This window comes from Thiopseudomonas alkaliphila (genome assembly GCF_001267175.1).
Taxonomy (GTDB): domain Bacteria; phylum Pseudomonadota; class Gammaproteobacteria; order Pseudomonadales; family Pseudomonadaceae; genus Oblitimonas; species Oblitimonas alkaliphila.
In genome coordinates this window covers 1138843-1162282 of the sequence record NZ_CP012358.1, presented here as the reverse complement: position 1 = coordinate 1162282, position 23440 = coordinate 1138843, and the positions used below count along the sequence as shown (strand labels likewise).

Annotated in this window: 20 protein-coding genes; 10 read left to right on the top strand and 10 right to left on the bottom strand. The window is 47.3% G+C overall.

The window, feature by feature from the left end; translation table 11 throughout:
- Positions 1-172 precede the first annotated feature (172 nt).
- From AKN87_RS05555 to AKN87_RS05540, 4 genes are all read right to left on the bottom strand, one after another.
- Positions 173-1324, bottom strand: coding sequence for an acyl-CoA dehydrogenase family protein (locus tag AKN87_RS05555; protein ID WP_053102744.1), 1152 nt, complete (start codon positions 1322-1324; stop codon positions 173-175).
- Between the two features lie 19 nt (positions 1325-1343).
- A complete protein-coding gene (locus AKN87_RS05550; protein WP_053102743.1) occupies positions 1344-2417 on the bottom strand; it encodes an enoyl-CoA hydratase/isomerase family protein in 1074 nt (357 codons plus the stop codon).
- A 4-nt stretch (positions 2418-2421) separates the two neighbouring features.
- On the bottom strand, positions 2422-3309 hold the full coding sequence (gene mmsB, locus AKN87_RS05545) for a 3-hydroxyisobutyrate dehydrogenase (RefSeq protein WP_053102742.1): 888 nt from the start codon (positions 3307-3309) through the stop codon (positions 2422-2424).
- A 103-nt stretch (positions 3310-3412) separates the two neighbouring features.
- On the bottom strand, positions 3413-4921 hold the full coding sequence (locus tag AKN87_RS05540) for a CoA-acylating methylmalonate-semialdehyde dehydrogenase (RefSeq protein ID WP_053102741.1): 1509 nt from the start codon (positions 4919-4921) through the stop codon (positions 3413-3415).
- Between the two features lie 136 nt (positions 4922-5057).
- Here AKN87_RS05540 and AKN87_RS05535 point away from each other — a divergent pair, with 136 nt between their 5' ends.
- The 6 genes from AKN87_RS05535 (at position 5058) to AKN87_RS05510 (ending at position 11651) form a co-directional block, all read left to right on the top strand.
- Positions 5058-5951: a LysR family transcriptional regulator gene (locus tag AKN87_RS05535; RefSeq protein WP_053100127.1), complete on the top strand. Its 894-nt coding sequence runs from the start codon at positions 5058-5060 to the stop codon at positions 5949-5951.
- A gap of 22 nt (positions 5952-5973) precedes the next feature.
- Complete coding sequence (locus AKN87_RS05530) at positions 5974-6999, top strand: AraC family transcriptional regulator (protein WP_053102740.1); 1026 nt, start codon at positions 5974-5976, stop codon at positions 6997-6999.
- Positions 7000-7118: 119 nt separating this feature from the next.
- Positions 7119-8801, top strand: a complete 1683-nt coding sequence (locus AKN87_RS05525; protein ID WP_053102739.1) for an AMP-binding protein — start codon at positions 7119-7121, stop codon at positions 8799-8801.
- 14 nt (positions 8802-8815) lie between these two features.
- Positions 8816-9583, top strand: a complete 768-nt coding sequence (locus tag AKN87_RS05520) for a 3-hydroxyacyl-CoA dehydrogenase (protein WP_053102738.1) — start codon at positions 8816-8818, stop codon at positions 9581-9583.
- Between the two features lie 4 nt (positions 9584-9587).
- On the top strand, positions 9588-10775 hold the full coding sequence (locus tag AKN87_RS05515; protein ID WP_053103632.1) for an acetyl-CoA C-acyltransferase: 1188 nt from the start codon (positions 9588-9590) through the stop codon (positions 10773-10775).
- 54 nt (positions 10776-10829) lie between these two features.
- Entirely contained in the window at positions 10830-11651 is an 822-nt protein-coding gene (locus AKN87_RS05510) for an enoyl-CoA hydratase (RefSeq protein WP_053102737.1), read from the top strand.
- Between the two features lie 68 nt (positions 11652-11719).
- On the opposite strand, the gene AKN87_RS05505 is transcribed toward AKN87_RS05510, so the two are convergent.
- The 4 genes from AKN87_RS05505 to AKN87_RS05490 all read right to left on the bottom strand — a co-directional run bounded on the left by AKN87_RS05505 (position 11720) and on the right by AKN87_RS05490 (position 16485).
- On the bottom strand, positions 11720-11950 hold the full coding sequence (locus AKN87_RS05505) for a hypothetical protein (protein ID WP_053102736.1): 231 nt from the start codon (positions 11948-11950) through the stop codon (positions 11720-11722).
- Positions 11951-11961: 11 nt separating this feature from the next.
- Positions 11962-13188, bottom strand: coding sequence for a sodium/glutamate symporter (gltS, locus tag AKN87_RS05500; protein WP_231692618.1), 1227 nt, complete (start codon positions 13186-13188; stop codon positions 11962-11964).
- 143 nt (positions 13189-13331) lie between these two features.
- Positions 13332-15041, bottom strand: coding sequence for a proline--tRNA ligase (locus AKN87_RS05495; RefSeq protein WP_053102735.1), 1710 nt, complete (start codon positions 15039-15041; stop codon positions 13332-13334).
- A gap of 148 nt (positions 15042-15189) precedes the next feature.
- Complete coding sequence (locus AKN87_RS05490) at positions 15190-16485, bottom strand: OprD family outer membrane porin (RefSeq protein WP_053102734.1); 1296 nt, start codon at positions 16483-16485, stop codon at positions 15190-15192.
- A gap of 260 nt (positions 16486-16745) precedes the next feature.
- On the opposite strand from AKN87_RS05490, the gene AKN87_RS05485 reads away from it, so the two are divergent.
- Complete coding sequence (locus AKN87_RS05485; RefSeq protein ID WP_053100112.1) at positions 16746-17180, top strand: HIT family protein; 435 nt, start codon at positions 16746-16748, stop codon at positions 17178-17180.
- Positions 17177-17383 (top strand): SlyX family protein, encoded by a 207-nt coding sequence (locus tag AKN87_RS05480; protein ID WP_053100111.1) that lies wholly within the window; start codon positions 17177-17179, stop codon positions 17381-17383. The genes AKN87_RS05485 and AKN87_RS05480 overlap by 4 nt, the downstream gene beginning before the upstream one ends.
- Before the next feature lie 76 nt (positions 17384-17459).
- On the opposite strand, the gene leuA is transcribed toward AKN87_RS05480, so the two are convergent.
- Entirely contained in the window at positions 17460-19124 is a 1665-nt protein-coding gene (gene leuA, locus AKN87_RS05475; protein WP_053102733.1) for a 2-isopropylmalate synthase, read from the bottom strand.
- A 309-nt stretch (positions 19125-19433) separates the two neighbouring features.
- Between leuA and AKN87_RS05470 the strand changes: the two genes are divergently transcribed.
- Together AKN87_RS05470 and AKN87_RS05465 are read left to right on the top strand one after the other, a co-directional pair.
- The gene (locus AKN87_RS05470; protein ID WP_053102732.1) at positions 19434-19886 is read left to right on the top strand and encodes a DUF2946 family protein; all 453 of its coding nucleotides are present in this window, start codon (positions 19434-19436) and stop codon (positions 19884-19886) included.
- A gap of 84 nt (positions 19887-19970) precedes the next feature.
- On the top strand, positions 19971-21974 hold the full coding sequence (locus tag AKN87_RS05465; RefSeq protein ID WP_408033279.1) for a TonB-dependent copper receptor: 2004 nt from the start codon (positions 19971-19973) through the stop codon (positions 21972-21974).
- A 130-nt stretch (positions 21975-22104) separates the two neighbouring features.
- On the opposite strand, the gene AKN87_RS05460 is transcribed toward AKN87_RS05465, so the two are convergent.
- Positions 22105-23361 (bottom strand): mechanosensitive ion channel family protein, encoded by a 1257-nt coding sequence (locus tag AKN87_RS05460; RefSeq protein WP_053102730.1) that lies wholly within the window; start codon positions 23359-23361, stop codon positions 22105-22107.
- Between the last annotated feature and the right edge of the window lie 79 nt (positions 23362-23440).

The window sequence follows — 23440 nt, the reverse complement described above, 5'->3', positions numbered from 1 at the left end:
TTGGTTAAATAAATCCATGTGAGTTTATTTTAGAGATGCGAGTTAAAGAGCAGGAGAATTAATCAGCGTCAGTTGCTGATAAGGCGAGTGCTTAGGCAAGAAACGAAAAAACCACCAATTGCTTGGTGGTTTTTTCGTGGGATGATACTAAAGTGTAACGGTGTTGCAGTTACTACAAAGGATAGTCAGCCAGCTGTCTGGCAATCAGCATGCGCTGCACCTCGCTGGTTCCTTCATAGATCTGGGTGATGCGGGCATCGCGATAGTGACGCTCCACAGCATAATCTTCTAAATAGCCATAGCCGCCATGGACTTGAATGGCCATGGAGCAGACGCGCTCGGCCATCTCAGAGGCAAATAATTTTGCCTGTGACGCTTCACTTAAGCAGGGCAGGCCAGCAGTACGTAATTTAGCGGCATGTAAAACCATGAGGCGGGCGGCATTAATTTGGGTGTGCATATCTGCCAGCATATTGGCAATGCTTTGGTGCTCAGCAATCGGTTTTCCAAACTGCACGCGATCGCGCGAATATACTAAAGCTGCTTCAAAAGCTGCGCGGGCAATGCCCAGCGCTTGTGCGGCAATGCCTAAACGACCACCTTCTAAGCCTGATAAAGCCAAAGCTAAGCCTTTGCCCCGTGGTCCGAGCATATTCTCTTTAGGGATACGGCAGTTAATTAAGCTAACGGCGCAGGTGTCTGAGGCTTTAAGGCCCATCTTGTGCTCCATACGCTCAACTTCAAAACCTGGTGTATCTGTAGGCACTAAAAAAGCCGATAAGCCTTTTTTGCCTAAATCAGGATCGGTGACGGCAAACACAATAGCCAGTCCCGCGCGTTTGGCGTTACTAACAAACTGCTTACTGCCATTAACTACCCAATAATCACCCTCTTCGACGGCTTTGGTGCGTAAGTTATTCGCTTCAGAGCCCGCTTGTGGTTCGGTTAAACAAAAGCAGCTGATAATTTCGCCTGTGGCTAAACTGGGTAACCATTGCTGTTTTTGCTCTTCAGTGCCCCAGCGCAAAAGAGGCGCGCAGCCTACGGAGTTATGAATACTCATTACAGCGCCCGTAGCTGCGCAGCCGCGGGCGATTTCTTCAACTGCTAGGGCGTAGCAGGTGTAGTCAATGTAGGAACCACTCCACTCTTCAGGTACCATCATGCCTAAAAAGCCTAGCTCTCCCATTTGCTTGAGGACTTGCTGATCCAGCCAACCTTCTTTTTCCCATTGTTCTGCATTTGGAATCAGTTCCGATTTGGCAAAATCACGTGCCATATCCCGAATCATGCGTTGTTCTTCTGTGAGATCAAGGTCTTGCATTGTTTAACTCCTACGCGCTTTATTCCTCGGAGCTTGGTCTAAAGCCGGCAAATAAAGCGTCTGTTTGTTCTTGTTGTAATTCTTCGATGCAGCTTGGGTTCCACTGTGGATTTTTATCTTTATCGATAATTAATGCGCGCACCCCTTCCATAAAGTCACCTTTATCAAACCATTGACAATCAAGGTGAAACTCTAAGCGAAAGCAGTCCGCTAAGCTGAGCTGTCTACCGCGACGTAATAATTCAAGTGTGCCGGCCATGGCCATCGGTGAGCGAGATCTTAGTGTGTCAAGTGTGGCGTTGGCCCAGCCTTGGTGCTCAGGATTTGGCTCTTTACTCAGTGAATCAACAATTTCAGCCAAGCTATTAAAGCTGAAGTGCTGTTGAATCAAAGAGCGCAAAGGTTGCAGGGTCGAGCCAGTGAGTTGTTTAGAGGCGAGGGTCTCTAGCAGGCTACGAATTGACTCGTTGGCTGATTGCCCCCATTGCATAGTGTCTAAGCAGCGATCAAATTCAGCGATTTGCTCTTGAGCAAGGTACCAGTCAGCCAGTCCTAGAGCTAAGGCATCAGCTGCTGACACACTATTACCGGTGACGCCCATATAAGTACCGGTTTCATCGGGTAGGCGAGACAAGAAGTAACTACCGCCGACATCTGGAAAATAACCAATCGCCACTTCTGGCATACCCAGTTTGGCTTTTTCGGTGACTAAACGGTATTTAGCACCTTGCACCAAGCCCATACCGCCACCTAGCACTAGGCCATCGACCAAGGCAATAAAAGGCTTGGGATAGGTGTGGATAAAGTAATCAAGGGCATATTCCTCACTGAAAAAAGTTTCATTCAGTTGGCTGTCAGATAAGTGATTATCGTAGAGTTCGCGAATATCCCCGCCGGCGCAAAATGCTTTCTCACCTGTGGCGCGTAACACTACCGCGCGTACGGCCGAGTCATTGGCCCAAGCCTTGAGTTGCTGTTGCAATAAACGCACCATGGCTAAATTCAGTGCGTTATAAGCTTGGGGACGATTGAGAGTTAAATGCCCAACGCCATTACGTACTTCCGCTAAAATTAATGCGTTTAAATCACTCACAGCCTTACTCCTTTAGATATAGCTTGATAATGGCAGAGAAATCGAGCCCACCGTGGCCTTGTAAACTGAAGGCTTGATACAGTTGTTGTGCTGCAGCACCTAGCATGACCGGTTGCTTACTTAAGCGTGCGGCTTCAGTGGCAAGGCCTAAGTCTTTAAGCATGAGATCACTGCCAAAGCCGCCACTATAACCGCGACTGGCAGGGGCGTTCTCTAAGACGTCTGGGTAAGGGTTGTTAATTTCAGAGCTCCAGCAGCGACCGCTAGAGGTATTAATAATGCCAGCCAGAACCTTAGCATCCATACCTAGGGCAGTTCCTAATGCCATGGCCTCTGCCACGCCAATCATAGAAATACCCAGCAGCATATTATTGGCGACTTTAGCCACCTGACCGTTACCACTGTCACCACAGTGCACAATGTTTTTGCCTATGGCGTTTAGAATTGGCTGCACGAAATCAAACTCGGCTTGGCTGCCACCGACCATAAAAGTCAGAGTGCCAGCTGCAGCTCCAGTAGTTCCACCGGAAACAGGTGCATCAATCATTGAGTGACCAGCCGCTTGCGCAGCTTTGGCTACCTCACGGGCGCTGTGGGGATCAATGGTTGAGCAGTCAATTAGGTGCGTGGCTTTAGGCAGTTGAGCCAATAGCCCATCGTCACCTAAGTACACACTCTTTACATGGGCCGCCGCCGGTAGCATTGTGATCAATACCTCAGGAGCCGCTTGGGCTAAGGCTTGAGGTGAGGTAAAGGCTGTAGCGCCTAGCGCTACCACCGAATCAATCGCGGCTTGGGATAAATCGAAAACAGATAATTGATGACCGGCTTTAATTAGGTTAGCCGCCATTGGGCCGCCCATGTTGCCAAGTCCTAAAAATCCAATATGCATGATGAGCTCCGCTGTTATTTATTATTGTTGAATCAGTAAACGAACTTCAGTAGCGGTCGCTCTGTTGGGTAGTGATAGACACAACAGAGCGAGTTAAGCGGTATTACTTAAGACTAATGGTGGTATTGAGTGCACCGGCTTCTGCATCTTCATCAAACCAGCGGGCCGTTACTGTTTTGGTCTGGGTGTAAAACTGCACCACCTGTTTGCCGTAAGGGCCTAAGTCACCGAGTTTGGATGCGCGTGAACCGGTGAATGAGAAAATTGGCACCGGAACAGGGATAGGCACGTTAATCCCTACTTGACCGACATCGATATCTTCTTGGAAGCGACGTGCAGCAGCGCCTGAGCGAGTAAAGATAGCGGTACCATTACCGTTAGGGTTTTGGTTAATAATTTCGATTGCTTGATCCATGGTGTCAGCGTTGAGTACGCATAGCACTGGGCCGAAAATCTCTTCGTTATAGATGCGCATCTTAGTGCTCACATCAGAGAAGATGGTAGGACCAATAAAGTTACCTTGCTCAAAGCCTGGGACGCTTGGGTTACGGCCATCGAGATCAAGGGTCGCGCCTTCTGTAACGCCGCTCTCAACCAAATCGGTAATTCGCGCTAAAGCGGCAGGAGAGATAACCGGCCCCACATCAGTGCCAGCTTGGCAGCCTGCATTGACTTTTAAGGTTTTGGCTTTGGCCACTAATTCTGGCAACCACTCTTTACTCTCACCGACTAAAACAATGACTGGCAAGGCCATGCAGCGCTGACCTGCTGCACCAAAGGCTGCGCCAGCAATAGCGTTTAAGGTTTGCTCTTTATTGGCATCGGGCATCACGATGGCATGGTTTTTTGCCCCCATCATGCACTGCACGCGTTTGCCATTGAGTGAGGCACGATTATATACATGGGTGCCAACATGGGTTGAGCCAACAAAAGACACTGCTTTAATATCCGGATGGTCACAGATGCCATTTACCGCATCAGGGCCACCATGAATCACGTTTAATACCCCTTTTGGAATTCCTGCTTCTAGTGCCATTTCAACTAAGCGCATAGTCACCATAGGGTCTTGCTCAGAGGGTTTGAGGACAAAGGTGTTACCGGTAACAATGGCCATGGGAAACATCCACAGCGGAATCATGGCGGGAAAGTTAAATGGAGTGATCCCTGCACATACGCCTAAAGGCTGCAGTAGGGTGTAGGTGTCTACGCCGCCAGCCACGTTATTGGCCAGTTCGCCCAACTGCAAATTACCAATGCCAGCAGCATGCTCTACCACTTCTAGGCCACGGAAAACATCACCTTCAGCATCGGCTAGGGTTTTGCCTTGTTCAGCGGTTAGCAGCGCTGCCAGTTCAGCCATATTTTCACGAATCAGCTGCTGATATTTTAGAAAGATACGAGCACGGGTACCAATCGCGGTTTTACGCCAGCTGCTAAATGCTTGTTTGGCGCTAGCCACGGCAGCATTGATTTCATCGGCGGTAGCAAAAGGTACTTTGGCTAACACTTCTTGGGTGGCAGGGTTAACGACATCGCGCCATTGGTCAGTTTTTGACTCAATAAACTCGCCATTAATTAATAGTTTAACCGTTGGAATCTGTGAATTGCTCATGCGCTACCTCGGCATAAAATTATTTTTGTGATTTAGCAACTAGGTGTGGTTTGATGCTAGCAGTGCAATTTTATTAACAGCAACCCCTATGACTGCAGATTCACTCTGCAAAAATGCACATAGGGTTGGGGGCAAGATGGATTGGGATCAGCTGCGTTATTTTTTAGAACTCGCCCGTGCTGGGCGTTTAGTGATTGCCGCGCGCCGCATGGGGGTCGATCACACCACGGTGTCACGGAAGGTACAAAGCTTAGAAAAAAGTTTAGGGCAGAGCTTATTTTTACGAGAGCCCGATGGCTATAAATTAACTGAAGCTGGGCGCGAGCTATTGCCGCAAGTTGAGGCGATGGAGAGTGCCTTTGTTGGCATTTCCCAAGGCTTACCCTTGTTAGGCGAGCAGCTTTCCGGTCAGGTCAGAATTGGTGCCACTGAAGGCTATAGTACGGTATTACTAGCCGCACAATTGTCTGCATTTAGTCAGCGCTATCCGCACTTAAAAATAGATTTGCTGGCGCTTCCCCGTGCTGTGCAGTTGTCACGTAATGAAGCGGATATTGTGATTACGTTGGAGCGTCCCGAGCGAGGGCCTTTTATCATTACTCGACTAACGGACTATGTATTACATCTGTATGCGGCCAAAGACTATTTAGCTAAGCACCCACCGATCACTCAGCGTGAGCAGTTAAAAAATCATGCGTTTGTGACCTATGTGGACGACTTGTTATTTAGTAAAGAGTTAGTGTTTTTAGATGAGTTAGTGAAGCCCTTAACTTCTAGCCTGCGCAGTACCAGTGTGTTAGCTCAGCAGCAAGCGGTGGCGGCGGGGGCGGGATTGGCGATTTTGCCAGCCTTTGCCGCCAATCAAGACCCGCGTTTAGTACGCGTTCTCGCCGATGAAGTGACCTTTACCCGAACCTTCTGGATGCTGATGCCAATTGAGCTAAAAGATATTGCTCGCATGCGCGCTACGTGGAATTTCTTACGTGAGCAAGCGGCTGAGCAACAGTCGATATTAATGGGCAAAGTTTAGGCCTCGCGTTTTGGAGTCAGTGATGAGTCAGGCACAAAGCAGCACCGTAAGTTATGAGTTTATTCAGCAGGCACTGCATACTGCGGTAAAGCAGCAGCGAGTGCTAGAGCCGCTACTGAGCAGTTGCCAGTTACCACTAGATATCCTGCAGCAAGACAGCCAGCAACGGGTGCCGGTGGCTGTATTTGCTAAATTTTGGCGACATCTGAGTCGTTTTCTGCAAGATGAATTTTGCGGCATGGATCAGCGGCAGATGCGTCCTGGTAGTTTTGCATTTTTATGTAAAATCGCCGCGCAGCAACCCACCGTGGCTGCAGGCATTGAAGTCGGCTTACAGTTTTTGGCGCTAATTTTTGCCGATAAGCGCGCAGTACTGCGGCGTGAACAGAATATGGCGGTGATTATTTTACGTGAAGAAGCCAGCACACCCGCTCGCACCTTTACTTATTTTACCTTTTGGATGTATGTGCATGGCTTAACTTGTTGGTTGGCTAATCAGCGGATTCCAATTCTATCGATTGATTCTCGCAGCGCGCGTCCAGATAACTTAGATGATTACCGTTTAATGTTTTCTGAGAACTTACGCTTTGATTGTCGACAATCTCGGCTTTTATTTGCCTCCGATGCCTTGGATAGTCCAATTCGCCGAACCGAGCAGGATCTTAAGCGTTTTTTGCTGCAAGCGCCGAATAACATCATGGTTAAGTACCGTGATCCTTTAAGTTTGACCAGTCAAATACGTCAGCGTTTGCTGCAGCAGACGCCAAAACACTGGCCAGATCTGGTGCAGTTGGCAGAACAACTCTGCATGTCAGTTTCCACATTACGTCGGCGTTTATTAGATGAGGGGCAAACCTATCAGCAGCTCAAAGACAGCGTGCGAAAATCATTAGCGTTGCAGTTTCTAGCAGAAGAGGCTTATACCTTTGTCGAGATTGCTGGTGCTTTAGGCTTTGCTGACGTTAGCTCATTTTATAAGGCCTTTCGCAAGTGGACAGGCGTGCAGCCTGGTCATTACCGCAATTTATTACTGGGTGAGGGGGAGTGATTGTCCAAAGAGTCCAAATAAAATGATGGCTTTGGCTATTGTCTCTTGGCGCAACTCCGGCTGACTATCAAGGCATATCTCTTACATTGTCAACAATAATAAAAAGTGAGGAGTTAGCCATGAATCAGTCGACTCAGGACTACGCCAGCGCCGTAAAAAATTTTGATTTTGCGCAAACGGTACAAAACGCATTGAGTGGTACTTTTGAGGCAATGAATGCCTGTTATGAGTGCTGTGATCGCCATGCTCTGCCAGGACGCATTGCGCTCTTTCAGGAAAATGCCGATGGCAGCTCCAGTGTGCATACCTATGCTGAGCTGAAACAGCAAGCTGCGCAGTTTGCTAACTATCTTCAAGCCCAAGGCGTTAAGCAAGGTGACGTGGTGGCGGGTTTATTACCTCGTAGTCATGAGTTATTGGTGACCATCTTTGGTACCTGGCGTATTGGTGCAATTTATCAGCCCTTATTTACTGCTTTTGGCCCTAAAGCCATTGAGCACCGCTTGCAAACCTCACAAGCTAAATTGGTAGTCAGTGATGCTAATAACCGCAGTAAGCTCAGCGAGGTTGAGGATTGTCCGCCAATTTTAACGGTTACAGCGGCTAAGGGCACTGGCTTGGTAAAAGGTGATGCAAGCTTTTGGGCCGAAGTGACGCAGCAAAGTACAGAGTTTGAGCCTGTACTGTTAACCGCTAAAGATCCATTTTTATTAATGTTTACTTCAGGCACGACCGGCTTAGCTAAGCCATTGGAGGTTCCACTCAAGGCGATTGTGGCTTTTCAGCGCTATATGATTGATGCCGTCGGGTTACGTCCTGAAGACTCGTTTTGGAACGTCGCCGACCCAGGTTGGGCCTATGGTCTGTATTTTGGTATTACCGGTCCAATGTCGATGGGGTTACCCATTTTATCGGTTGATGGCATTTTTAATTTAGATCGCAGTTTAGCCATCGCCAAAAAGTACAAAGTGAATAATCTGGCTGGTGCGCCTACTGTGTTCCGGATGATGATTGCCGCCGGTGAAAAAGTAGCACACCAATGGCAAGGTCAGTTGCGGGTTGTCAGTAGTGCGGGCGAGCCGCTAAACCCTGAAGTGATCCGTTGGTTTGCAGATAATTTAAACGTAAAAATTAATGATCACTATGGGCAAACTGAATTGGGGATGGTGCTGTGTAATCACCACAATTTAGATCACCCAGTACATATGGGAGCGGCAGGTTACGCTTCGCCTGGACATCGTGTGGTGGTGGTGGATGATGAGTTAAATGAGCTGCCGGTCGGAGTACCGGGAACACTTGCGGTGGATTTAGAACAGTCACCCATGTGCTGGTTCCAAGGCTATAAAGACATGGAAACCAAAGCATTCCAAGGTAAGTACTATCTAACGGGGGATACCACCGAGCTCAATGAAGATGGCAGTATTAGTTTTGTTGGTCGTTCGGATGATGTGATTACCACTTCAGGCTATCGGGTTGGCCCATTTGATGTGGAAAGCGCCTTGCTTGAGCATCCGGCGGTAGTTGAAGCAGCAGTAGTAGGTAAGCCTGACGCACAGCGTACAGAAATCATTAAGGCTTTTGTGATGCTGCAAGAGGGCTACAAAGGCACGCCGGAGCTGGCTGAAGAATTACGGGTGCATGTACGTAATCGCTTGGCCGCCCATGCGTATCCACGGGAAATAGAGTTTCCTGAAGAATTGCCAAAAACGCCAAGTGGCAAGGTGCAGCGCTTTATTTTAAGGCACCAAGAAGTGGTTAAATATAACGAACAACAAGCCGCACAACAGGCATCAGCAAGCTAATTAAGGGCAGTTTTATGCAACTAGCAGACCATACATTTATTATCACTGGCGGCGCTTCAGGGTTGGGCGCTGCCACTGCCGAGCAATTAATTGCTGGCGGAGCCCAGGTAGTTTTACTGGATATTAATCAGCCGGCGGTAGAAGACAAGGCTCAGCAGTTAGGTGCCCGCGCGCTGGGTATTGGTTGTGATATCTGTAGTTCAGAGCAAGTGACAGCGGCCCTAGCTCAAGCTAAGCAAGCATTTGGCAAGATTCATGGCTTAATCAACTGCGCGGGAATTGTTGGTGCACAACGGATTTTGGGGCGTAAAGGCCCCCATGATCTAGAGGCTTTTAGCCGCGTGATTGAGATAAACCTAATAGGTAGTTTTAACATGCTGCGCTTAACCGCTGAGGTGATGGCGGCAAACGAAGTCAATGCTCAAGGCGAGCGAGGTGTGGTGATTAATACGGCTTCGATTGCGGCCTATGACGGCCAGTTGGGGCAAGCAGCCTACGCCGCTTCTAAGGGCGCGATTGCTAGCTTAACGTTGCCCGCTGCTCGTGAATTAGCCAGCAGTGGTATTCGAGTGATGACTATTGCCCCTGGCATATTTGAAACCCCGATGATGGCCGGAATGACCGAAGAGGTGCGAGCGTCATTATCGGCGGATGTCCCTTTTCCACCCCGTTTAGGTAAGCCAAAAGAGTATGCTGCTTTAGCCCAGCACATTATTGAAAACACCATGCTAAATGGTGAGGTCATCCGGTTAGATGGCGCTTTGCGTATGGGAATAAAATAACATGATGCATGATGATCCAGTGGTTATTGTCAGTATGGCCCGTACTCCTATGGGTGGCTTTCAAGGTGAACTAAAAGATAAAACAGCTCCCGAGTTAGGAGCTGCAGCCATTAAGGGCGCAGTCGAGCGGGCGCAACTTGATCCGAATGCGATTGAGGAAGTTATGTTTGGTTGTGTGTTGCCCGCTGGTTTAGGTCAAGCACCCGCACGTCAGGCCGCACTAGGAGCAGGTTTAAATAAACATACGGTGTGTACCACGGTAAATAAAATGTGTGGTTCCGGTATGCAAACCGTCATCATGGCCCATGATGCGTTATTGGCGGGTTCAGTGAAGGTGATTGTCGCAGGTGGAATGGAGAGCATGTCGAATGCGCCATATCTTTTAGACAAAGCACGTGCTGGCTATCGCATGGGGCACGGTAAAGTGATTGATCATATGTTCTTTGATGGTTTGGAAGATGCGTATGATAAAGGCCGCCTAATGGGCACCTTTGCTGAAGACAGTGCCCAAGCCTATGGTTTTTCTCGTCAAGAACAAGATGATTTTGCTATTCAGTCATTAGAACGCGCACAGCAAGCGATGCAGCAGGGTGTGTTTAGTGATGAAATTGTAGCGGTAGAAGTGGCGCAGCGTAAACAAACAGTCACTATCAGCGAAGATGAGCAACCGCCAAAGGCTGATGTCAGCAAGATTCGTCAGTTGCGTCCAGCCTTTAGTAAGGACGGTACCGTCACTGCGGCTAATTCCAGTTCAATTTCTGATGGAGCCGCGGCGTTAGTTTTAATGCGTGAAAGTGAAGCCAAGCAGCGTGGTTTAACGCCTATGGCAGCGATTCGTGGGCACAGCGCTTATGCCGCAGAACCTCATCTTTTTACCACCGCGCCAGTGGGAGCAATTAACAAGCTGATGCAGCGCACAGGCTGGTCGTTGGATCAAGTGGACTTGTTTGAAATCAACGAAGCCTTTGCGGTGGTCACTATGATCGCTATGCGTGAGCTAGATTTGGCGGCAGATAAAGTGAATATACGCGGTGGTGCTTGTGCTTTAGGGCATCCAATAGGTGCATCTGGCGCGCGAATTATTGTCACTTTGTTATCGGCACTGAAGCAACAAAATAAACGTTATGGAGTGGCTTCGTTATGCATTGGTGGTGGTGAAGCTACCGCCCTTGCCGTGGAGTTGCTAAATTAATTTAGTGATTAGCTCAATGAGCTTTATCTTTATTCGCTTAAAGAGGATCAATCCATGTCGCACCAAGTAGAGACCTATCATCAAGCTCAGCACTTAGAGTTAACCGATAAGCTGGTGGTAGAAAAACGCGGACATATTGCGTTACTGACCTTAAATAACCCCTCGGCTAATACCTGGAATGCCGATATGTTGCTAGGTGTTAAGCAGCTGGTAGAGCATCTAAATCATGATCCGGAAATTTATGCTCTCGTAGTGACGGGAGCCGGTGATAAGTTCTTTAGTGCTGGCGCTGACCTTAATCTATTTGCCAGCGGCGATAAAGCTATGGCACGTAAGATGGCACGGCGCTTTGGTGAAGCATTTGAGGCACTCAGTAATTACCGTGGCGTTACCATTGCCGCAATTAATGGGTATGCCATGGGGGGCGGATTAGAGTGCGCTCTGGCTTGCGATATTCGAATTGCTGAAGAACAAGCACAAATGGCTTTGCCGGAGGCCACTGTTGGTTTATTGCCTTGCGCTGGCGGTACGCAAAAGCTGTCTTGGCTGGTGGGCGAAGGTTGGGCAAAACGAATGATGCTATGTGGTGAGCGCATTAATGCACAAACTGCTGAGCGTATTGGTTTAGTCGAAGAGGTAGTCGCTCAAGGTCAGGCGCTGACTAAAGCGTTAGAGTTAGCTGAAAAAGTAGCCAATCAAAGCCCTGTTTCAGTGCGTACGATTAAACCCCTAATTCAAGGCGCACGTACTCAAGCCCCCGATTATTGGCTACCGGCTGAGCGTGAAGCCTTTGTGGACTTATTTGATGCTGCAGATACTACTGAAGGGGTGAGTGCTTTCTTAGAAAAGCGTAAAGCGCAGTGGAAAAATTGCTAAGCACTTAAATTATCTAGTGTTCATACAACTCAGCCCATCATTTGATGGGCTGAGTTGTTTTGCGGTGGTTAAAAACAATATTCAGGTTTAAGTAAGCCAACAATAAAAAACAAGGTAGAGAACAGCCAAATAATTAATCCATATAAACGTAATTGTTCGGCCGTCCAATGGGCAGTAAACCAGCCTAATAGAGCATGGCTTAGCCAGCCTTGAATAACTTGAGCGCTACCCCAGCTGATGATCCACTTAAAGAAAAGGCAGTTAACTAAGTAAAGACCAACAAAGGCTGGCGTGCTCAAGGGCGAGTTCCTTATTGCAGAAAAGGCAGGGAGGTGATGATAGATAAAATCCCCGCATTTAATAGATCGACAAAGAAAGCCCCGACCATTGGCACGATTAAAAACGCTTTATAGGACGGACCAAAACGCTGGGTAATGGCTTGCATATTAGCTACTGCGGTGGGGGTGGCGCCCATCCCAAAACCACAGAACCCACCAGCGAGTACCGCAGCATCGTAATCTGAGCCCATTACTTTAAAGGTGACAAAGTAGGCATAGGTCACCATCACTAGGGCTTGTACCGCTAAGATAATGACTAAGGGAACGGCTAAATCTTTAATAGTCCATAACTCTAAGCTGAGTAAGGCCATAGCTAAAAATAGCGACAGCGAGACGTTGCCGTATACATCGACACAGCGATCAAATACGCTAACACGAAACACCTTAGCTAGGGTGTTGCGCACAATCACACCGCTAGCTAGTGCCCAGACAAAGGTCGGAATTTTAAAGTTGGAGTCTGGAAAATGAGTGGCCATGAGATCGGTCAGATAAGAAGCCGCTGAAAGACAAACCGCAAACATGGCGAGGGTTTCAATCGCTGATTTGGGAGTAATCAGGCGGGTTTGTTTGGGGCGATCAAAGGTGGTGTGCAGGTTGGTTAGGGTGGTCGCTTCAGGGGCTTTTACTTTGCGCATTAAGCGGTGAGCTACTGGGCCACCGAGTAGTCCACCACAGACTAAGCCAAAGGTGGCGCTGGCCAAACCTAGGGCAATGGCGCCTTGCACTGCAAAGTCTTTTTCAAAGGTGGCACCCCAGCCAGTGGCAGTGCCATGGCCACCGACTAAGGTGACTGAGCCGGTGATTAATCCAGTAATGGGTTTGAGCCCTAAGAGGCTAGCTAGACTAATGCCCACCACATTTTGCAGGACGATAAAGACTCCGACCACCAGCGTAAATAAAACCAGCGGCTTACCACCTGCTCGTAGTCTAGAAAAGTCAGCACTGAGGCCGATTGAGGCAAAAAACATCAGCATAAAGCCATCTTGCATGCTTTTATCAATCGCTAAGGAAAATCCATTCCATGAGTGCAGTACTAGCACCAAAAATGAGGCCAGTAACCCGCCTGCGACTGGTTCTGGAATATTAAACTCATTCAGAAAACGAATGCGCTGGACAATTTTGCGTCCGATCAGTAGCACAATGGTGGCGGCAATTAAGGTGTAGTAACCGTTTAGCACCATAGGGGTTGATTCAGTCATAGCAGATTCCAATTAATCATTCGCAGTTAACACGAGTGCGTTAGCTGCACAAATTTTTAAAGGGGCGCAGGTTAACATAAAAAAAACTGCGGCCTGAACAGAATCAGACCGCAGTTTTTAGTTTTTCGCGAAGTTAAAGCGTTTTAAATACGTTGCTTTAATTGCGCAATGATATCCGCTAGCTCAAGTGCTTCAGCTTGTTCGGCCGTACGCGCTTTATACTCAACTTGTTGTTCAGCGAGCAGTTTTTCATTGATCACTAAGCGGTGGGGAATGCCCATGAGCTCCATATCGGCAAACTTAACTCCAGGACTGGTTTTTTTGTCGCGATCATCCAGTAATACTTCAAAGCCGGCGGCAGTTAATTGCTGATAGAGAGCATCAGTTGCTGCTTGAATTTCTGGCTTTTCATATTTCATTGGAATCAGTGCAATTTGGAATGGCGCCAGTGCCTTTGGCCAAATAATACCGCGTGCATCGTGATTTTGCTCAATAGCCGCTGCAACTACACGGGATACACCAATGCCATAGCAGCCCATAGTCAGAACTGTTGGTTTACCATTTTCGCCCATTACGGTGCAGTTTAAGGCTTGGCTGTATTTGGTGCCGAGCTGGAAAATATGTCCCACTTCGATGCCACGTTTAATTTCTAGTAAGCCTTGGCCGTCTGGGCTTGGATCGCCAGCTACCACATTTCGCAGATCAGCCACTTCAGCCAGTGGTAAGTCACGCTCCCAGTTTAGGCCAAACCAATGCTTACCATCTTGGTTAGCGCCTGCGGCAAAGTCGCTGATCATGGCCACTGAGCGATCAATTAAGCAAGGAATAGCCAAGTCTTTTGGGCCTAAGGAGCCAGGGTGAGCACCGGTTGCAGCGTGAATTTCAGCATCGCTAGCAAAGGTGAGCGGGCTGGCGACTTGCGGCAGGTTTTCGGCTTTAATTTCATTGAGGGTATGGTCGCCCCGGACGACTAAGGCAATCAATTGGCCTTCTTCGGCGGCGTGAACGACTAAGGTTTTTACTGTTTTTTCAATAGCTAGACCAAACTGCTGAACTAAATCATCAATGGTTTTAGTCTCTGGCGTATCGACTAAGCGTAATTCTTCGCTGGGTGCTGGGCGTTTAGTTTCACGAGGAATAGCTTCGGCCTTTTCAATGTTAGCAGCGTAGTTTGAAGTGTCGCTAAAGGCGATATCATCTTCGCCTGAATCGGCCAGCACATGAAACTCATGGGAGCCGGTGCCGCCAATTGAGCCGGTATCAGCTTGTACTGGGCGGAAATGTAAGCCTAGACGGGTAAAAATATTGGTATAGGCTTGATGCATACGATCATAGGTTTGCTGGAGAGATGCTTGATCAAGGTGGAACGAGTAGGCATCTTTCATAATAAATTCGCGGCCACGCATTAAGCCAAAGCGTGGGCGAATTTCATCGCGGAACTTGGTTTGGATCTGATAAAAATTAATCGGTAATTGCTTATAGCTGCTTAGCTCATTACGGGCTAAATCGGTAATTACCTCTTCATGCGTAGGGCCCACACAGAACTCACGTTGATGGCGATCTTTTAAACGTAGCAACTCGGGGCCATACTCTTCCCAGCGGCCTGATTCTTGCCAAAGTTCAGCCGGCTGAATGGCTGGCATTAATACCTCTAAGGCACCTGCAGCGTTCATTTCTTCACGGACAATGGCTTCGGCCTTACGCAGTACCCGTAGACCTAAGGGCAGCCAAGTGTAAAGGCCAGAGGCTAGGCGGCGGATTAAACCAGCGCGCAGCATCAGTTGATGGCTAATGACCACTGCATCAGCCGGTGTTTCTTTCAGAGTTGCAATTAAATACTGGGTCGTACGCATAGTAGAAAGTCTTCAACAAGAATGGGAAAAGGCAGGGCCTATAAACGCGGCTAATTGTACCCCATAGAATGGCTTAGCGGAAAAAAGGCAAAAAGAAACCCAGCCGAAGCTGGGTTTCTTGGTGTTGCTACGCTACTAGCGACTGAGATTATAGAATGCTCAGAGGGTAGTTAACGATTACACGTACTTCGTCGATGTCTTTATTGCCTAAGTGGCTAGCACGGTAGGTAGCTTGACGAACGCGTAGATTTAAGTCTTTAGCAGCACCTTGTTGGAAGGTGTAGCCAGCTTCAACGTTGCGTTCCCAGTTTTTACCGTTGTGATTGCCTTCAGCAGTTTTAACGTTGCTACCACGTACGTAACGGGTCATTAAGTTCAGGCCTTCAACGCCGAACTTACCCATGTCGAGGTCGTAACGGGCTTGCCATGAGTTTTCATCTTCACCAATGAAGCTGTTAACTTGAACGTCGTTCAGCAGGTAGATTGAACCACCGCCATCGTAGCCGTACTCGTAGCCAGTGTCACCACTAATGCGTTGGTGGCCAACGGTGAATTTGTGTGCGTCGATGGTGTAAGCAGCTGCCAAGCTCCACGCCTTGTTGCGGTCGTTCGACTCGTTGCGGTTGCCAAGCTTAGTGCGGTAGAAGTTGAAGTCAAAATCTAACGCTTGATCTGCAGAGAGATCGTAGTGGTAATCAGCACCTAAGTAATGCTTTTTAGATGACTTATAACCAAATGTATCTTCATCTAAGTCAGCATCTGCATAGTAGTAAGCAACGTTTAGATCGTCATTGATTGCGTAGTTACCACCGACAACATCAATTTTCTTTAATGGTGAGCTGTCAGCACGCACTTGGTTTAAGTCACTTAACTGAGTGAAGTGACCAGCGTTTAACTGTAGGCCATCAAATTCTTCGCTGGTGACTAAGAAACCAGTAGTGGTTTCTGGTAGTAGGCGGCTGTCATCCATAGAGAATACAGGCATATCTACGTCAGTTTGGTTACCGTACTTTAAGGTGGTGCTAGAAATACGCGCTTTAACTGCCGCGCCGGCTTGGCTGGCGTTGTTGCGTGCTTTACCGTTGGATTTCTCACCAAAGAAAGCAGCACCGTCGAAGTGACGACCACCACCACTGTCTAGTTTAATGCTTTGTAGACCGAAAGCATCAACACCTACACCGACAGTGCCTTGAGTGAAACCTGACTGGTAACGAGCTTTAAAGCCTAAGCCTAGCTCTTCGCCATAGCCGTTTTTCTTACCTTTAGGGCTAATATTAGTGCCGCCGTTACGGAAGTCACGGTTGAAGTAGAACATGCGGCTGTCGAGCTGCAGTTTGCTATCTTCGATAAAACCTTGTGCGTTGTCTTGTTGGCTAGCTACTGCCATTTGCGTGCTTGCTGCAGCAACTGCAAACGCGATAGCGCTCCATTTCATGATTTGCATAGTATGCTCCTACTAGTCAGAGTCGGCTATGCCTGCAAGTAGCTTGCTGGCATTAGATAGTTATAAATTATATGTAGTAAAAATTAACGATCGCTACTTTAATCGAACTTGTGATGAATTGCGAGGTGCACTACTAAATAAACTGCTTTATTCAGCCAGTGTTCAGAGAGCTAAAAGCATTAAATGAGATTAAAAGATTGCAATGCCTTAGTGGAAACTATATATCCTGTGTGACTTATTATTCAGATCAGGAGTGCCCGATGTTTGCCTTAGATCAACGCTTAGAAAACGATACATTATTGGTCGGTGACTTTGAGCTGTGCCGTTTATTACTTATGAATGACAGCCGTTATCCGTGGTTTATCTTGGTGCCTAAACGTGAAGATATCACTGAAGTATTTCAACTAAGTGACCAAGAGCAGCTGTTAATGTGGCAGGAAGCCACACGCTTAGCTGAGGTACTTAAAGACACCTTCAAGGGCGATAAGGTGAATATTGCAAGCTTAGGGAATGTGGTCAGTCAGCTACATGTGCACGTTATTGTGCGTAAAAAAACTGATGCAGCCTGGCCATCACCGGTGTGGGGACAGGGCAGCGCAGTGCCTTATAACGCTGAGCAAATTACCTCAGTCTGTGAAAAACTACGCATGGTGCTTACTGATAGCTTTTTATTTTTGAATCGAGTAGCTAAATGAGTATTGAGCAACGCCTAGCTGAACTAGAAATCCGTCAAGCATTTCAGGACGATACCATTCAGGCTTTAAATGATGTGATTGCTAGTCAGCAAATAGCACTAGAAAAAATGCAGCGTCAGGTACAGTTATTGGCCCAGCGGCAGGCTGAAATGAAACCGGCGTTTGAATTAGCAGATAATGAACCACCGCCACCGCACTACTAGAATGAACTTATACAGTCACAATAAAAACAGCAGCTAACACGCTGCTGTTTTTATTTAAAGGCGGAACGATTAGAGCTTAGGCTGCATCACGCTGGGCAATGGCACGGTTCAGAGCACTAAATAAAGCTTTAATGCTGGCGGTAGTAATATTGGAGTCAATCGCACAGCCAAACACTGCTTTTTGCTCGCCTAAGCGAAGTTCAATATAAGAGACTGCTTTAGCGTCACTGCCGGCGCCGATGGCATGTTCGTTATAATCCATAATCTCCACCGACTCGGGTAAGCAGGCAGTTAAGGCTTCCAATGGGCCATTGCCAGTGCCTTTCCAAGTTAAGCTATTGCCTTGATGATTCACCTCTAACTCTAAGCAGCTGATCCCTTGCTCTTCTTTTAAACGATGGCTACTTAAGCTGTAGGGAGTGACAGCATTTAAATATTCTTGTTCTAACAGTTGGTAGATTTGTGGTGCTGTAATCTCTAAGCCTTGGCGATCAGTTTCGTGCTTAACCACTTGGCTAAACTCAATTTGCATCCGCCGCGGTAAGCTAATCCCGAACTCTTGTTCTAATAAATAAGTCACGCCACCTTTGCCTGATTGGCTATTGACTCGAATCACTGCTTCATAGTCGCGGCCAATATCGGCAGGGTCAATCGGTAAGTAAGGCACTTCCCAAATATCACCCTCTTTACGCTGGGCAAAACCTTTACGGATTGCATCTTGGTGGGAGCCAGAAAATGCGGTGTGAACTAAGTCTCCGGCATAGGGGTGACGTGGGTGTACTGGAATTTGGTTGCACTCTTCCACTACTTTACGGACGGCATCAATATCGGAAAAATCTAACTCTGGATCAATACCATGGGTGTACATATTCAAAGCCAGGGTCACTAAGTCAACGTTACCGGTCCGCTCGCCATTGCCAAACAAACAGCCTTCAACACGGTCTGCGCCAGCTAGTAAGCCTAACTCACTGGCAGCCACACCCGTGCCGCGATCATTGTGGGTATGGAGGCTAATAATCACATGCTCGCGATGATTAATCATTCGGCCAAACCATTCAATTTGATCGGCATAGACGTTAGGCATGGCAACTTCAACAGTGGCCGGTAAGTTTAAAATGACCTTGTTATCGGCACTTGGCTGCCATACTTCTAATACCGCATTACAGACTTCTACGGCAAAAGGAAGCTCGGTGGCGCTAAAGGTTTCTGGGGAATATTGGAAAGTCCACTCGGTTTCTGGCTGCTGGGCAGCATATTTTTTGAACAATTCAGCAGCTTTTACCGCAATAGCTTTTACGCCCTCTTGGTCTTGATTAAACACCACCCGTCTAAAGGTTGGAGAGGTCGCGTTATACATATGCACAATGGCTTTTTTGGCTCCACGTAAGGACTCAAAGGTACGGGCAATTAAGTCTTCGCGGGCTTGGGTCAATACTTGAATGGTGGTGTCATCTGGAATATGGCCGTCTTCAATTAAGGTGCGCACAAAGTCAAAATCAGTTTGCGAAGCGGAGGGAAAAGACACCTCAATTTCTTTAACGCCTACGGCCACCAAGGTTTTGAAAAACTTTAGCTTTTTTACCGCATCCATTGGCTCAATCAGCGATTGATTGCCATCACGTAGGTCTGAGCTGCACCAGATGGGTGCTTTGGTTAGCGTTTTGCTTGGCCAGGTACGATCAGGTAAATCAATTGCTGGGTAAGCGCGGTATTTTTGGCTAGGGTTTTTCAACATTGTCATGGCTTAGACCTTACAGAAGCATTTGGGTAAAACGCATAAGCAAATGAGCACAAAAAGTTTAAGTTTTTGATAAAAACCATAAACCCCTACATTTGCATGGCGGATAGCGCTTAACTTAATAAGGTTGGTTTTTTATTGCAACAAGTTATTTTTAAATAAAATAAAAAGTCTTTATTTTGTTTTTTTGTGCAATTTAATTTTATTTTTTTGTGTTTGTTGGTGTTTGATGCTTGCGTGACAGCATGTCGCAGCGGAAATTCTTAGCAGGTATGACATTATGCTGCCCAACTCAAGTAGGCATAGCGTGAGATGAATAACCGATTGCACAGGCTAGCGTTTTGGCTAGGTTTAATTGCAGTAGTGTTAATGCATGTCGGCCCGGTAATTTCAGGCGCCCTGGCAGGTACTGTCACGTCTGCCAACTTAAGTTACGTACAATTGGTACAAACATTAGAGCAAGATTTACATTGCACCGAGGTAGTACCAGGAACCGGTAGTAGTCTTAGCAGTGAAGTAGATTATCACGCCCTAATGGGGCATAACACAGCACAGACGGGCTTAGAGTGGTTAGATGAACTGCTATTGCTGTGCGGTTATTGTGAGCTGTTGACCTTAAGTCCTCTACTGATCATAGCGCTCTGTATTGTGTTGGCTACCGCTTTTCGCGCAAAAAATCCGATTCCTTATCAAGCATTATTTATTCCCTCCATGCCGGATGCTGGCATTCGTTTATCACGGGCGCCGCCAGTTCTCTTTGCTTAATTTTTAATCAATCAAGCCTAGGTTAATCGCTAGGTAAATTAAGTATCTGTCTTAAAAATAAGAGAGCTTCGTGTTATGCGTTTAATGTTTTCACCAACTCCGGTGTTGGCCAGTAGTGCCGTGGTCTTAGTGTTTGCGTGCTTTAATTCATCCGTTTGGGCTGAAACAGTAAGTCCTACTGTAACCTTTGCCCCTAGCGTAGTGACTGGGGTTGCACAGTCTTCACCGATTACTGTAGTGACTGATCCTAAGCAACCACGTCAGCCAGTACCCGCCAGTGATGCAGCTGATTATCTAAAAACTATTCCAGGGTTTTCCGCTATTCGCAGCGGTGGTGTGAATAGTGATCCGGTGTTTCGCGGTATGTTTGGCTCACGCCTTAAACTGTTAACTAATGGCGGCGAGATGATTGGTGCTTGTCCAAGCCGAATGGACTCTCCTAGTTCTTACATTAGTCCTGAAAACTATGACCAGCTCACGGTTATTAAAGGCCCGCAAACTGTGCAGTGGGGGCCGGGTAACTCGGCGGCAACCATTTTATTTGAACGTGGCCCTGAGCAGTTAGATGGCGATTATCGCTTAGATGCCAGTGCAGTAGTGGGATCACATCGCCGTTTTGACCGTAACTTAGATGCTGCCGTGGGCAATCAAACAGGTTATTTACGTTTTACCGGCAATAAATCCAAAGCCCATGATTACAATGACGGGAATGGTGACCGCGTACCTTCACGGTGGAATAAATGGAACTCGGATTTAGCCCTAGGTTGGACGCCAACTGCAGATAGTTTACTGGAGTTAACACTGGGCAAAGGCGATGGTGAGTCACGTTACGCCGGGCGTGGCATGGATGGCACCATGTTTAAGCGAGAAAGTGCAGGCCTACGTTTTAAGCAAAGCAATTTGAGCGACAACTGGCAAACCCTCGAAGCTCAGGTGTATTACAACTATGCTGATCACCTAATGGATAACTTTAGATTACGCCCCTTTAAGCCTATGGGGATGGGCATGATGAAACACCCGATGTCGAGTAATGTGGATCGTCGTACTTTAGGCGGGCGAGTAAAAAGTACTTGGCAATGGGAGCAAACTGAGCTTATTGCTGGAGTAGATGCGCAGCGCAGCGAGCATCGGAAGCGTATGGGGATGGGGTTCAATAGTTCTTATAAAAATCAGCGTTGGAATAAAGATGCTGATTTCCATCAGTATGGCGTATTCTCAGAGCTAACTTGGTACATGAATGATCAGCAACGCACTATTGGTGGTATTCGTGTTGATCGCTCTGAAGCGCAAGATTTTCGTGCTGCTAAAACAGAGAAGCGGACTAAAACTTTACCTAGTGCCTTTGCCCGCTACGAGCATGATTTAGTATCAGTGCCGGCTACCAGCTATATCGGTTTAGGCCATGTGCAGCGTTTTCCTGATTACTGGGAATTATTTTCCGGTGGTGATAAGGCGTTCAGCGAGTTAAACCCTGAAAAAACCACTCAGCTAGATTTTGGTATTCAGTATGCTGAAGGACCTTATGAATTATGGGCTGCAGGTTATCTCGGACATGTAGACGACTATATTATTTTCGATTACGGCAGTAATGGTAAAAAAGATAAGTCACGTAACGTCAATGCCCGTATTTGGGGCGGTGAGGTGGGTGGCTCGCATCGCTTTGCACCAGGCTGGAAGGGGGACGTTAGTTTGGCTTATGCCTACGGTAAAAACACTAGCGATGGTCGTGCTTTGCCGCAAATTCCACCCTTGGAAGCTAAGCTAGGCGTAGCTTATGAGCAAGAGCGTTGGAGTGCAGGTGGTTTATGGCGAGTAGTAGCTAAACAAACGCGCACCGATGCCACCCGAGGCAACGTGGTGGGGCGTGATTATGGAGATAGCGCCGGCTTTGCTGTGCTGTCATTCAATGGTGCCTACCAATTAGCGGAGCATTGGAAGATCAGTGCCGGCTTAGATAATGTGCTGAATAAAAACTACAGTGAACACCTTAACTTGCAAGGTAACTCGGGCTTTGGTTACCCCGATCATCCGGTACGGGTAAATGAAGCTGGGCGGACCTGGTGGACGCGGCTGGATATGAAGTTTTAAAGCCAAGAATAAGATGGTGCAGCCCCGCTAAGGCGGCATCGTTTTGGGGTGAAAGGTGGGTGTTTGAGTCTAGGTGCAAGGAAGCGCGGGCTATAGATTTAAACACTCACCTTTCTTTAGTTATAGGGGCTTAACTATTGAGCAACTGCTCAATTTTCGGGTGTTTAGCTAGGCCATTGGCCATGCTGCGCATATCTAACCCCGTAGGATTTTGGAATACCCGTAAGCCAAACTCGGGAGCAATGGCGTAGAGATGGTCAAAAATATCCGATTGAATATTTTCATAGGCCGCCCATGCAGTAGTATTGGTAAAACAGTAAATTTCTAAAGGCAAACCATTAGGGGTAGGATCAAGTTGGCGTACCAACAGGGTCATATGCTGATGAATCCCCGGATGGTTCTCTAAGTAGCGCTGCACATAGGCGCGGAAGGTTCCAATATTGGTTAGACGGCGCGAGTCAATTTCGGTTTTTACATGCTGCTTATTCCACTGGGTGAGTTCTTGTTTCTTTTCGCCTAGGTAGTTTTCCAGCAAGGTAAAGCGTTCTAAATGGGTGCGCTCGTCTTCAGATAAAAAGTGAATGCTTTGTTGGTCAAGATACAGGCTGCGCTTAATGCGGCGACCACCACTTTCTTGCATACCTCGCCAGTTTTTAAACGAATCACTAATAAAACGCTTAGTGGGTACCGTGGTTACGGTTTTATCAAAATTCTGAATTTTGACTGTATGCAGTGCAATATCAATCACATCACCATCAGCATTTTGCTGGGGCATTTCAATCCAGTCACCGACTCGAATCATATCACCGCTAGAAATCTGCACACTGGCTACTAACGATAAGAGCGTGTCTTGGAAAATTAACATTAAGACTGCGGCCATGGCTCCCAGTCCTGAGAGCAGAATGAGCGGCGAGCGATCAATTAAAGTAGCGATAATTAAAATGGTGGCAATCGCATACACCACAATTTTAACTACTTGTAAGTAGCCCTTAATTGGCTTTAGATGGGCATCCTTACGGCGGTTATACAACATGTTGACGATTTCCAGCGCCGCGCCGATGGCTAAGGCAATGGTCAGGATAATAAAGCCATTCGCCACATTTTCGACAACCGCAATAGCGGCTTTGGGTAAGCCAGGGATAAGGTGCACCCCTGAGCTAATAATCAGAGCAGGAACAATATTAGAGAGGCGCTGTACAATGCCAAAATCCTGAGGATTAGGGCCAGAAACATGCTTTAGCAGTTTATATAAGCCACGGACAAGAATGCGCTTAACTAAAAAATTGGCGATAAAGGCCAATAGTGCAAGACCTAAGCAATACACAATTGTTTCTAGGTAGGGATAGGTTTCAAGCCATCCCAGTGAAATATCTAAATGCTCTTGCATAGTTACTCCTATCAATCAGCCACACAAATCAGATAAATAAAGTTGAGTCAGAACCAGTGACAGAGCAATAAGTTCAGTT

Bases quoted from the DNA above. Each gene is read 5' to 3' on its own strand.
- AKN87_RS05555 (WP_053102744.1), bottom strand. From the start codon at position 1,324: ATGCAAGACCTTGATCTCACAGAAGAACAACGCATGATTCGGGATATG.
- mmsB (WP_053102742.1), bottom strand. From the start codon at position 3,309: ATGCATATTGGATTTTTAGGACTTGGCAACATGGGCGGCCCAATGGCG.
- AKN87_RS05540 (WP_053102741.1), bottom strand. From the start codon at position 4,921: ATGAGCAATTCACAGATTCCAACGGTTAAACTATTAATTAATGGCGAG.
- AKN87_RS05535 (WP_053100127.1), top strand. From the start codon at position 5,058: ATGGATTGGGATCAGCTGCGTTATTTTTTAGAACTCGCCCGTGCTGGG.
- AKN87_RS05530 (WP_053102740.1), top strand. From the start codon at position 5,974: ATGAGTCAGGCACAAAGCAGCACCGTAAGTTATGAGTTTATTCAGCAG.
- AKN87_RS05525 (WP_053102739.1), top strand. From the start codon at position 7,119: ATGAATCAGTCGACTCAGGACTACGCCAGCGCCGTAAAAAATTTTGAT.
- AKN87_RS05520 (WP_053102738.1), top strand. From the start codon at position 8,816: ATGCAACTAGCAGACCATACATTTATTATCACTGGCGGCGCTTCAGGG.
- AKN87_RS05515 (WP_053103632.1), top strand. From the start codon at position 9,588: ATGCATGATGATCCAGTGGTTATTGTCAGTATGGCCCGTACTCCTATG.
- AKN87_RS05510 (WP_053102737.1), top strand. From the start codon at position 10,830: ATGTCGCACCAAGTAGAGACCTATCATCAAGCTCAGCACTTAGAGTTA.
- gltS (WP_231692618.1), bottom strand. From the start codon at position 13,188: ATGACTGAATCAACCCCTATGGTGCTAAACGGTTACTACACCTTAATT.
- AKN87_RS05495 (WP_053102735.1), bottom strand. From the start codon at position 15,041: ATGCGTACGACCCAGTATTTAATTGCAACTCTGAAAGAAACACCGGCT.
- AKN87_RS05490 (WP_053102734.1), bottom strand. From the start codon at position 16,485: ATGCAAATCATGAAATGGAGCGCTATCGCGTTTGCAGTTGCTGCAGCA.
- AKN87_RS05485 (WP_053100112.1), top strand. From the start codon at position 16,746: ATGTTTGCCTTAGATCAACGCTTAGAAAACGATACATTATTGGTCGGT.
- AKN87_RS05480 (WP_053100111.1), top strand. From the start codon at position 17,177: ATGAGTATTGAGCAACGCCTAGCTGAACTAGAAATCCGTCAAGCATTT.
- leuA (WP_053102733.1), bottom strand. From the start codon at position 19,124: ATGACAATGTTGAAAAACCCTAGCCAAAAATACCGCGCTTACCCAGCA.
- AKN87_RS05470 (WP_053102732.1), top strand. From the start codon at position 19,434: ATGAATAACCGATTGCACAGGCTAGCGTTTTGGCTAGGTTTAATTGCA.
- AKN87_RS05465 (WP_408033279.1), top strand. From the start codon at position 19,971: ATGTTTTCACCAACTCCGGTGTTGGCCAGTAGTGCCGTGGTCTTAGTG.
- AKN87_RS05460 (WP_053102730.1), bottom strand. From the start codon at position 23,361: ATGCAAGAGCATTTAGATATTTCACTGGGATGGCTTGAAACCTATCCC.